The organism is Flavobacterium sp. RSSA_27, from assembly GCF_051547125.1.
In the GTDB taxonomy this organism is placed as follows: domain Bacteria; phylum Bacteroidota; class Bacteroidia; order Flavobacteriales; family Flavobacteriaceae; genus Flavobacterium.
Genome location: NZ_JBPTTN010000004.1, coordinates 328251 through 338702 on the forward strand (window position 1 = coordinate 328251; position 10452 = coordinate 338702).

At 36.3% G+C, this 10452-nt stretch carries 11 protein-coding genes; 8 read left to right on the forward strand and 3 right to left on the reverse strand.

Annotated features, from left to right (window positions below; translation table 11 throughout):
* The first annotated feature begins 100 nt into the window (after nucleotides 1-100).
* Nucleotides 101-571, forward strand: a complete 471-nt coding sequence (locus tag ACSVH5_RS07835) for an Lrp/AsnC family transcriptional regulator (protein ID WP_438060881.1) — start codon at nucleotides 101-103, stop codon at nucleotides 569-571.
* 92 nt (nucleotides 572-663) lie between these two features.
* Here ACSVH5_RS07835 and ACSVH5_RS07840 read toward each other — a convergent pair whose 3' ends face one another.
* On the reverse strand, nucleotides 664-1350 hold the full coding sequence (locus tag ACSVH5_RS07840) for a zinc metallopeptidase (RefSeq protein WP_300977673.1): 687 nt from the start codon (nucleotides 1348-1350) through the stop codon (nucleotides 664-666).
* A gap of 163 nt (nucleotides 1351-1513) precedes the next feature.
* Nucleotides 1514-4405, reverse strand: coding sequence for a leucine--tRNA ligase (gene leuS, locus ACSVH5_RS07845; RefSeq protein WP_438060882.1), 2892 nt, complete (start codon nucleotides 4403-4405; stop codon nucleotides 1514-1516).
* Nucleotides 4406-4567: 162 nt separating this feature from the next.
* On the opposite strand from leuS, the gene ACSVH5_RS07850 reads away from it, so the two are divergent.
* Genes ACSVH5_RS07850 through truB form a run of 4 tightly spaced genes read left to right on the forward strand, consistent with a single transcriptional unit; the run spans nucleotide 4568 to nucleotide 7265 of the window.
* Nucleotides 4568-5443, forward strand: a complete 876-nt coding sequence (locus tag ACSVH5_RS07850) for a cell division protein FtsX (protein ID WP_438060883.1) — start codon at nucleotides 4568-4570, stop codon at nucleotides 5441-5443.
* A 38-nt stretch (nucleotides 5444-5481) separates the two neighbouring features.
* The gene (locus ACSVH5_RS07855) at nucleotides 5482-5724 is read left to right on the forward strand and encodes a DUF3098 domain-containing protein (RefSeq protein WP_315156650.1); all 243 of its coding nucleotides are present in this window, start codon (nucleotides 5482-5484) and stop codon (nucleotides 5722-5724) included.
* 51 nt (nucleotides 5725-5775) lie between these two features.
* Complete coding sequence (locus ACSVH5_RS07860; RefSeq protein WP_438060884.1) at nucleotides 5776-6576, forward strand: undecaprenyl-diphosphate phosphatase; 801 nt, start codon at nucleotides 5776-5778, stop codon at nucleotides 6574-6576.
* Nucleotides 6576-7265: a tRNA pseudouridine(55) synthase TruB gene (gene truB, locus ACSVH5_RS07865; protein WP_438060885.1), complete on the forward strand. Its 690-nt coding sequence runs from the start codon at nucleotides 6576-6578 to the stop codon at nucleotides 7263-7265. Before ACSVH5_RS07860 ends, truB begins: the two co-directional genes overlap by 1 nt.
* Before the next feature lie 355 nt (nucleotides 7266-7620).
* Here truB and ACSVH5_RS07870 read toward each other — a convergent pair whose 3' ends face one another.
* Nucleotides 7621-8232, reverse strand: coding sequence for a thioredoxin family protein (locus ACSVH5_RS07870; protein WP_438060886.1), 612 nt, complete (start codon nucleotides 8230-8232; stop codon nucleotides 7621-7623).
* Nucleotides 8233-8321: 89 nt separating this feature from the next.
* On the opposite strand from ACSVH5_RS07870, the gene ACSVH5_RS07875 reads away from it, so the two are divergent.
* The 3 genes from ACSVH5_RS07875 to frr all read left to right on the forward strand — a co-directional run.
* Nucleotides 8322-9107: a patatin-like phospholipase family protein gene (locus ACSVH5_RS07875; RefSeq protein WP_438060887.1), complete on the forward strand. Its 786-nt coding sequence runs from the start codon at nucleotides 8322-8324 to the stop codon at nucleotides 9105-9107.
* 61 nt (nucleotides 9108-9168) lie between these two features.
* On the forward strand, nucleotides 9169-9876 hold the full coding sequence (gene pyrH, locus ACSVH5_RS07880; RefSeq protein ID WP_438060888.1) for a UMP kinase: 708 nt from the start codon (nucleotides 9169-9171) through the stop codon (nucleotides 9874-9876).
* 70 nt (nucleotides 9877-9946) lie between these two features.
* A partial coding sequence (frr, locus tag ACSVH5_RS07885) for a ribosome recycling factor (protein WP_438060889.1) occupies nucleotides 9947-10452 on the forward strand: 506 nt, incomplete at its 3' end.

Below are 10452 nucleotides of genomic sequence, written 5' to 3' on the forward strand. Positions count from 1 at the left end.
TTTATAATCAAAAGCTACTGATTTTGAAAAATAACACCGCAGCACTATATTTACTTTCAAATTGAAATCAAAATGACTATTTTAGTTGAAAATTTACTACATGAAAATCAATTCTCTAATAGTTGAAATTGACGGTATCGACAAAGAAATTTTACGCTACCTGATGGAGGATGCCAGAAAACCTATTTTGCAAATCGCCAACAAAATTGGGATTTCGGGTGCAGCCATTCATCAACGACTGCGCAAATTGGAACAATCGGGAGTAATTTCTGGGTCAAAATTTACGGTAAGCCACAAAGTATTAGGCTATAACACTATGGCTTTCGTTGGAGTATATTTAGATAAAGCCGCCCGAAATTTAGAAGCTGTAAAAGAATTGAAAAAAATTCCAGAAGTGCTCGAATGCCATTACACCACGGGCAATTGGTCTATTTTAATAAAAATCATTTGCCGTGATAACGAACACTTAATGCAACTTTTGAATTCAAAAATCCAGACCATCGAAGGCGTTTCCAGAACTGAAACATTTATTTCTCTAGAGCAGCAAATAGAACGACAAATACAACTCTAAAAACCTCAAATTCCAAATTTCAAATAAAACAAAAAATTCCAACCTCAGACTTCGAGATTGGAATTTGGAATTTATATTTTGGAATTTTTCTTTTATTCTCTTCTACCTCCCAAATAAATAGAAACGTAGTACAATAAAGTCGCAATAGATCCCAAAGCAGCTACTACATAAGTTCTGGCTGCCCATTTTAAAGAGTCTTCGGCTCCATCATACTCGGCACGATTGAGCATGTTTTTGTTTTTCAACCAAGCCAAGGCTCGATTACTTGCGTCATATTCTACGGGCAAAGTAACAATAGAAAATAAAGTTGTTGCTGCAAAAATCACAATACCAATCAACAACAAGCTTGGAAAGGTTTTAATCATTAGAATTCCTGCTAACAAAATCCATTGCACAAATCCAGAAGCCACACTTACAATAGGTACCAACTTAGAACGCATTTGCAACCATTCGTACCCCACAGCATGTTGTACAGCATGACCACATTCGTGCGCCGCAACAGCTGCCGCTGCGGCATTACGCTGATTGTATACCGCCTCACTCAAATTCACAGTTTTATCTACCGGATTATAATGGTCCGTTAATTGCCCTGGAGTCGAAATGACACGAACATCATAAATTCCATTATCTGCAAGCATTTTTTGAGCAATCTCAGCGCCCGACATGCCATTTTGCAATTGTAATTTAGAATAGTGTTCAAATTTACTCTTCAATCTTGAACTCACTAACCAGCTGAAAAGCATAATGGCTCCAGCCAAAATCAAATAACCACTTCCCATATATTTATTTTTTAGTTTATATTTTTTGTCTCAGTTGTAGACAACAATTTACGAACCAAACTCCAAAAATGCCATTTTGACACGAGTTAAATATTCCATAAAAAAATCCAAACTCCAATCGTGAATTTGGAATTTGGATTTTCAAAAATTGGAATTTATTTGATTACCCTACCAAGTTGATGATTTTCCCTGGCACAATAATCACTTTATTTGGCGTTTTGCCGTCTAATTGTTTTTGGGTTCTTTCGTCTTGCATTACGATTTCCTCGATTTGTTCTTTGGTTAAATCCAAAGGCAATTTGATGGTAAAACGCATTTTACCGTTGAAAGAAACTGGATATTCTTTTTCACTTTCAATCAAATGTTGTGGGTCAAAAACTGGAAACGGAACCGTTGCAATAGACCCTTGATGACCTAACAACGACCATAATTCTTCTGCAATATGAGGCGCATAAGGCGAAATCACAACCGCCAACGGTTCTAAAATAGCACGAGAATGACAGTTTTGTGAGGACAATTCATTCACACAAATCATAAATTGTGACACCGAAGTATTGAAAGAGAATCCTTCAATGTCTTCTGCGACTTTTTTGATGGTTTTGTGCAATGATTTCAAGTTGTCTTTGGTAGGTTCGTCGTTGTTTACAATCAAACCATTTTCATCAAAGTACAAACGCCATAATTTTTTCAAGAAACCAAAAACTCCCGAAATTCCAGCGGTATTCCAAGGTTTGGCTTGCTCTAATGGGCCTAAGAACATTTCATACAAACGCAAGGTATCGGCTCCGTATTCTGCACAAATATCGTCTGGCGTTACCACATTGTATTTCGATTTCGACATTTTTTCGACTTCTCGACCTACAATGTATTTGCCGTTTTCATCTAATATGAATTCAGCGTCTTTATAATCTTCCCTAAATTGTTTAAACTTCTCAATATCTAATTCATCTGAAGCATTAACAAATGAAACATCAGTATGAATAGGTTGTACATTTTGTCCATTGATTTGATTTTTCGAAACAAAAACATTTTGCCCTTCTAATCGATACACAAACGCACTCGTCCCCAAAATCATCCCTTGATTAATCAGCTTCTTAAATGGTTCTTCGGTTGGAGCAAAACCTTTGTCTTTTAGAAATTTGTTCCAAAAACGAGAATACAACAAGTGACCCGTTGCGTGTTCGCTTCCGCCAATGTATAAATCTACGCTTTCCCAATATTTCAAAGCCTCGATAGAAGCAAATTCGGTTTCGTTTTGCGCATCCATATAACGCATCCAATACCAAGAACTTCCTGCCCATCCCGGCATCGTATTCAATTCTAAAGGAAAAATGGTTTGGTTGTCTATCAACTGAGTACTAACCACTGAACACTGAACACTATCCCAAGCCCAAACGGCTGCGTTCCCCAAAGGAGGCAATCCTTCTTCGGTTGGTAAATACTTCTCTACTTCTGGTAAAACGATTGGTAAATGTTTGGCATCAATCATTTGTGGCAATCCGTTCACATAATACACAGGGAAAGGCTCTCCCCAATAGCGTTGACGCGAGAACACCGCATCACGCAAACGGTAATTGATTTTCCCTTTACCTTGACCTATTGCTTCAAGTTCTGCAATAACTTTCTGAGTCGCTTCTTTATAACCCAAACCGTTCAAGAAATCAGAATCGATTAATTGGAACCCTTCTTTGGCGCCATAAGCCGCTTCCGAAATGTCTTGGTCAAAAATATTTTTGATAGTTGGCATTCCCTTTTGCCCTTTGAAGAAATTCGCAAAAGCATAATCTCTTTCGTCTCCACAAGCTACCGCCATTACTGCTCCAGTTCCGTAACCCGCCAACACATAATCGCCAATCCAAACCGGAATAGGCTCTTTGGTAAACGGATGTTCCGCATAAGCACCAGTGAACACTCCCGAAATAGTTTTCACATCAGCCATACGCTCTCTTTCGGAGCGTTTTGCTGTTTTTTCAATATAAGCTTCTACAGCTTCTTTTTGTTCAGGAGTCGTAATTTGAGCCACCAAATCGTGTTCTGGAGCCAAGGTCATAAACGTTACTCCAAAAATTGTATCAGGACGAGTGGTAAAGACATCAATACTTGCTTCGTGATTTTGCACATTGAAAGTTACCATCGCTCCAACCGATTTTCCAATCCAGTTGCGTTGGCTTTCTTTGATACTTTCGCTCCAATCAATATCGTTTAAACCTTGCAACAAACGTTCGGCGTAGGCCGAAATTCGCATACTCCATTGGGTCATTTTCTTGCGAATCACAGGATAACCACCGCGCTCCGAAACGCCATTTACAATTTCGTCATTCGCCAAAACCGTTCCCAATCCAGGACACCAGTTTACTTCGGTTTCTGCTAAATACGTTAATCGGTACTGCAATAATATTTTTTGTTGCTCATCGGAAGAAAATGCGTTCCATTCCTTAGCTGAAAAACTAATGATATTGTCATCGCAAACGGCATTTACAGTAGTATTTCCCTCTTTTTCGAAAATAGCTGTCAAAGTCGAAATATCTTCGGCTTTGTCGGTGTCTTTATTGTACCATGAATTGAACAATTGGATAAAAATCCATTGCGTATGTTTATAATAATCAGGATTGGATGTTCTCACTTCTCTGTCCCAATCAAATGAAAATCCAATTTTGTCTAACTGTTTTCTGTAACCTGCAATTGCATTTCCTTCTTTATCAACTCCTCCGTCTATATTTACATGTGTAGTATCTTCTGGACGTTGACCTGTTTGTATGGCATATTGTTCAGCAGGTAATCCAAAACTATCATAACCCATTGGGTGCAACACATTAAAACCTTGATGTCTTTTGAAACGCGAATATACATCTGATGCGATGTACCCCAGAGGATGCCCAACGTGTAATCCCGCTCCAGAAGGATAAGGAAACATATCCAAAACATAATATTTTGGTTTAGCTACGCTCTGTTCGGCATTGCCTCGGGTTTCTGAGTTGTTTTGCGCTGCAAAAGTCTTGTTGTCAGCCCAATATTGTTGCCATTTGGCTTCGATTTCGTTCGGATTGTATTTCATTTTCGAGTTGCAAAGCTAAAAAGTAGCTGAGTTTCTAAGTTTTACTAATAAAAATTTTAAAGCGCAAATTTACATTTATTGTACGAAAGTTGAAAGTTTGGGCGTTATTAACTTCAAATAAAGAATTTGTTTGTTATTTTTACGCCATAATTAAAGTATGCTATGAGTTCTAACTTCGACAAATTTCAAAAACGCAGGTTAATTTCCTCTTATTTTTCGGTAGTATTGAGTGTTTTTTTGGTGTTATTCCTATTGGGAACATTAGGACTTTTCATCGTGAATTCTAAAAAATTAGCCGATGATTTTAGAGAAAAAATTGCGATGACTGTTTTCTTCAAAAAAGAAGCTACCGACAGTACTTTTCAGGCCTTTGAAAAAGAATTAAAAGCGGCTAAATTTCCGAAACAATTTGTTTATGTTTCCAAAGAAAAAGCAGCTAAAGAACACACCGATATCATTGGAGAAGATTTCCTTACTTTCTTGGGAGAAAATCCACTTCAAAATTCCTACGACATCAACCTAAAAGCAGATTATGTGGTTCGTGATAGCATCGCTAGAATTGAAAGTCATTTTCGTAAAAACCCAATGATTTCTGATATTGTTTATGACAAACAATTGGTAAATCTGGTAAACGATAACATCAAGAAAGTGAGTATGTGGATTTTAATCATCAGTGGTTTTCTAACCGTAATTGCTGTCTTGTTGATAAATAGCTCCTTGCGTTTATCCATCCACTCTAATCGTTTTATCATCAAAACAATGCAAATGGTGGGTGCAACCAAATCTTTTATCCGTAAACCTTTTGTTATTAAAAGCATAAAATTAGGAATGATTGGAGCTGGCTTAGCTATTGTGGCTTTGATTTCTCTATTAATTTATATCGAAACCAATTTCCCTGATTTAGGCATAATGGAAGACAAATTAGTAACAGGATTAATCCTATTGATTGTATTCGGACTAGGAGTTTTAATCACTTGGCTAAGTACTTATTTTGCTACCCAACGATTCCTCAATTTAAGAACAGACGATTTATATTAATCCCTCCCTATTCGATAATTCATTCAGTTGAAATAAAAATGAAAAACAACGAAATAAAAAAAGAATTTCTTTTTGAAAAAACCAACTACATCGTATTGTTGATTGGTATTGCAGTAATAACGCTTGGTTTCATCTTAATGTCTGGCGGAGGAAGCGATGATCCTGCCGTTTTTAGTGAAGCTATTTTTGATTTTAGGAGAATTCGCTTGGCTCCAACAACGGTACTTATAGGTTTTGGAATCACCATTTATGCTATTCTTAAAAATCCTAAAAAACAGTAATTAGTTATTAGTGCATAGTAACTAGCTTTTCTCCATTTTACAAACATAAAAATGAATACACTACAAGCAATCATCCTTGCAATTATTGAGGGAATTACTGAATTTTTGCCTGTTTCTTCGACTGGACATATGATTATTGCTTCGTCTTTTTTTGGAATTGCGCACGACGATTTCACCAAATTATTTACTATCGTAATTCAATTGGGAGCGATTTTATCGGTAGTAATTTTGTACTTCAAACGGTTTTTCCAATCCTTTGATTTTTATTTCAAATTAGTAGTGGCTTTTATTCCTGCGGTAGTTTTAGGATTGCTATTGAGTGATATTATTGATGGGTTATTAGAGAATCCAGTTACTGTAGCAGTATCATTACTTATTGGCGGTTTTATTTTATTAAAAGTAGACCAGTGGTTCAATCCCACCACCACCGATAACGAAAAAGAAAAAGAAATCACTTATCAGCAAGCCTTTAAAATTGGTTTGTTTCAATGTTTGGCTATGATTCCTGGAGTCTCTAGAAGTGGAGCGAGTATTGTTGGCGGTATGTCGCAAAAATTATCCCGAACTTCTGCTGCAGAATTTTCATTTTTCCTAGCAGTACCAACGATGTTGGGTGCTACAGTCAAAAAATGTTACGACTATTACAAAGACGGATTTGTTTTGAGCAACGATCAGATCAATTGTCTAATTATTGGTAATATCGTGGCTTTTATTGTGGCCTTATTAGCTATTAAAACTTTCATTGGTTTTTTGACTAAAAACGGCTTCAAAGTTTTTGGTTACTACCGCATACTAGCAGGTATTGTTTTGCTAATCATCCATTTTTTCATTCATCCCCTCACCATCATTTAATGACACCCGAAGACTATTTAGAAGGACAAATTCTCTTGATTGACAAGCCCTTGCATTTTACTTCTTTTCAAGCGGTAAATAAGTTAAAGTATTTGTTGATTAACAAAGTGGGATTGCCAAAAAAATTCAAGATTGGTCACGCAGGAACCTTAGACCCATTGGCATCAGGTTTATTATTAATCTGCACGGGTAAATTCACCAAACGCATTACAGAATTACAAGGGCAAGCCAAAGAATATACCGGCACTTTTCATATTGGTGCTACTACTCCATCCTACGATTTAGAAACCGAAGTAGACCAGCACTTTCCTACCGAACACATCACTGAGGCATTAATACACGAAACGGTGCAGCAATTTTTGGGAGAAATTGATCAAAAACCACCTATTTTTTCTGCTATTAAAAAAGAAGGCGTCCGTCTATACGAGCACGCCCGAGCAGGAGAAACAGTAGAAATAGCCAGTAGAAAAACCACCATTCACGAATTTGAAATCACTAGAATTGCACTTCCCGAAATTGATTTTAGAGTAGTGTGTAGCAAAGGGACCTACATACGCTCATTAGCTTTTGATTATGGCAAAGCCTTGCAATCTGGTGCGCATTTGACAACTTTACGTCGCACAAAAATTGGCGATTATTCTGTTGATGAAGCCATCACACCAGCAAACTTCGAGGAAACCTTAAAATAAAAAAAACACAAAACAATTTCTAAATGAATTTGTTTTGTGTGTTTTAAAATCAAAGTACTTTTTAAACCATACTTTTGCTTTTTTTTACGGACTGGGGCTTAACCGTGTTTAATAATGAATTGTAGTCTTTCCTCCAAACAAAACAGAAGAAACAAAATCATAGAACTTTTCGAATAGCTTTTTCATAAAGATGTTTTTTAAATTGTGAGACACTATTTTAAACACCAATAAAAAAGTAAATCAAATCAGTAAATCTGGTTAGCTTCTGCTAAGTTATAATTATATTATTAAAAAGCAAAATATTATTAAATAATTAATTGTTAAAAAACTGAAATAAAGTGATTTATACCAAAAACTAGCTCATTACTAAACACTCTGGAATTGAACCTAAAATTTCTTGTTGCGTGCTCAACCCTTTATCGTGCAGATACCATAATTGCAATTGTGATTTTGCCGTTTCATCTACTACACCAAATTCCTTTTTATAATTTACAATTAATTCTTTAGCTCCATTAGGTCTTGGCCCCCAGTCACTCACAACTTCGGAGGTGGTTTTATCGATAATAATCAATTTCGGAATAGCTCTCGCACCATTGGTCAAAAAATGTTGCATCAATTCCTCATTTTCGTCTCTAAAAACAATTCTCAACTCAATTTTATCAGATTCTAAAGCCATTTTATTGATAACTGGTAGAACTTGGGCGGCATCCCCACACCAGCCTTCTGCCAATACCAACCAAATGTATTCGTTTTGTAAGCCTTTTAATTGTTCTGCTACAGCATCATCAATTTTAATTGTTTTATCCAAACGATTCATTCTGGTTTCATTAAGCGCACTATAGTGTGTCAAATCCTCCGATTGTTCTTTACCTGATGATTTTCCTTCTTTGAGTAAATCAGAAACTATTTTTCTATAATTAGCATAAGGATGACTATGAAATAATGCTTTTGCGATTGAAGTTTTCATTTTATTATTATTTTTAGGCAAAATTAAATATATCTACCCAATCCAAGTGTGATAAAAATCACCTTTAGAAGAACCAATACCTATCTTTAATGTTAAATAATTCAAAAAATATTGGACTAGTATTATCCGGAGGAGGCTCCAAAGGAATTGCCCACGCTGGGGTTTTACAATTTTTAGAGGAACAAAACATCGCACCGACTCATCTTTCAGGCTCAAGTGCTGGCGCTATAGTAGCTGCACTTTATGCAAATGGTATGTCTCCAAAGGAAATTCTTAGCTTCTTTAAGTCCATTTACTTTTTTCATTGGAAACATTTCACGTTTTCAAAAGCTGGATTTATCGATCCTGAATCGTTTAAAAATTATTTTTCCGGAATTTTTCAAGATACACTACTAGCTGATTTAAAAATTCCCATTCACATTACCGCAACTAATATGGTAAAAGGAAAATTAACTGTGTTTGATGCCAAAACCAAAACAATTGATGCTATATTGGCCTCAAGTGCTTTTCCAGGTGTTATTTCACCTTATGAAATCAATGGAGAGTGGTATAGCGATGGTGGAATCCTGAATCACTTTCCCACCGAGCCACTTCGAGATCTTTGTGATTCTTTGATAGGGGTATATGTGAGCCCCATGCAAAAAATAACCGCAAATGACCTAACCTCAATTAAATCTGTAACAAGTAGAGCTTATGATCTCTTAACGGCAAACTCGAGTATTGCTAAATTTTCGCAATGTGAATGGTTGATTGAACCTGAAGAATTATCGAACTATAGCACCTTTGAAACCAGTAAAAGTAAGATGGATGCTATTTTTAAAATTGGTTACGAAGCAGCCAAAAAAAGTTACCAAAAACAAAATGTAGATAATTAGAAAACACTATTTCACAAAAAACAGAATATCGCTATATTTGCACAAACAATTCAACTATCAAATGAAATACAAAAGAATTCTTCTCAAATTAAGTGGCGAAGCTTTAATGGGTGATTTAAACTACGGAATTGATCCTAAAAGATTGGCAGAATATGCTCAAGAGATCAAGAAAGTTCATGAACAAGGCGTAGAAATTGCCATTGTAATTGGTGGAGGAAACATTTTTAGAGGAGTTGCAGGCGCAAGCTCAGGAATGGATCGTGTTCAAGGAGATTATATGGGAATGCTAGCAACGGTAATCAACGGAATGGCATTACAAGGAGCATTAGAAGATAACGGAATGAAAACCCGTTTGATGACTGCTTTAAAAATGGAGTCTATTGCTGAACCGTATATCAAAAGAAGAGCCGATCGCCATTTAGAAAAAGGACGTATTGTTATTTTTGGTGCTGGAACAGGAAACCCCTATTTTACAACAGACACTGCAGCCGTTTTGAGAGGAATCGAAGTAAGTGCCGATGTAATTTTAAAAGGAACACGCGTAGATGGCGTGTATGATTCTGATCCAGAAAAAAATGCTTCTGCTGTAAAATTTGACTACATTTCATTTGAAGATGTTTTAAGCAAAGGATTGAATGTTATGGACACCACAGCATTTACTTTGAGTCAAGAAAACAAATTGCCAATTGTTGTTTTTGATATGAACAAAGAAGGTAATTTATTGAAAATCTGCCAAGGAGAAAACATAGGAACCGTAGTTAATATATAAGTTTATGGTTAAAGGTTTGTAGTTTATAGTTGACTGCGAACCACCAACAACAAACAACAACATTAAGATTATGACTGAAGAAATTGACTTTATATTAGAGAGTACAGAAGAATCTATGGAGGGTTCTATTGCGCATTTAGAGAAATCATTTTTGAATATTCGCGCAGGGAAAGCTTCTCCTGCAATGCTAGGAAGTGTTTTTGTAGATTATTACGGGTCTGCTTCACCACTTTCTCAAGTGTCGAAAATTAGTGTGCCCGATGCGAGAACCATCACTATTCAACCCTTTGAAAAAAGCATGTTACACCCTATAGAAAAAGCAATTATGGTGGCTAATTTAGGGTTTAACCCAATGAACAATGGAGACGTGATCATTATTAGTGTTCCGCCTTTGACCGAAGATCGTCGTAGAGAATTGGCCAAACAAGCCAAAGCCGAAGCCGAAGACGCCAAAATTGGAGTTCGTAACGCTCGTAAAGACGCCAATACCGATATCAAAAAATTAGAAAAAGACGGCACCTCCGAAGACATATGCAAAAGCGCCGAAGAGCAAGTACAAAACTTAACCAACACTTT

Bases quoted from the DNA above. Each gene is read 5' to 3' on its own strand.
- ACSVH5_RS07835 (WP_438060881.1), top strand. From the start codon at position 101: ATGAAAATCAATTCTCTAATAGTTGAAATTGACGGTATCGACAAAGAA.
- ACSVH5_RS07840 (WP_300977673.1), bottom strand. From the start codon at position 1,350: ATGGGAAGTGGTTATTTGATTTTGGCTGGAGCCATTATGCTTTTCAGC.
- leuS (WP_438060882.1), bottom strand. From the start codon at position 4,405: ATGAAATACAATCCGAACGAAATCGAAGCCAAATGGCAACAATATTGG.
- ACSVH5_RS07850 (WP_438060883.1), top strand. From the start codon at position 4,568: ATGAGTTCTAACTTCGACAAATTTCAAAAACGCAGGTTAATTTCCTCT.
- ACSVH5_RS07855 (WP_315156650.1), top strand. From the start codon at position 5,482: ATGAAAAACAACGAAATAAAAAAAGAATTTCTTTTTGAAAAAACCAAC.
- ACSVH5_RS07860 (WP_438060884.1), top strand. From the start codon at position 5,776: ATGAATACACTACAAGCAATCATCCTTGCAATTATTGAGGGAATTACT.
- truB (WP_438060885.1), top strand. From the start codon at position 6,576: ATGACACCCGAAGACTATTTAGAAGGACAAATTCTCTTGATTGACAAG.
- ACSVH5_RS07870 (WP_438060886.1), bottom strand. From the start codon at position 8,232: ATGAAAACTTCAATCGCAAAAGCATTATTTCATAGTCATCCTTATGCT.
- ACSVH5_RS07875 (WP_438060887.1), top strand. From the start codon at position 8,322: ATGTTAAATAATTCAAAAAATATTGGACTAGTATTATCCGGAGGAGGC.
- pyrH (WP_438060888.1), top strand. From the start codon at position 9,169: ATGAAATACAAAAGAATTCTTCTCAAATTAAGTGGCGAAGCTTTAATG.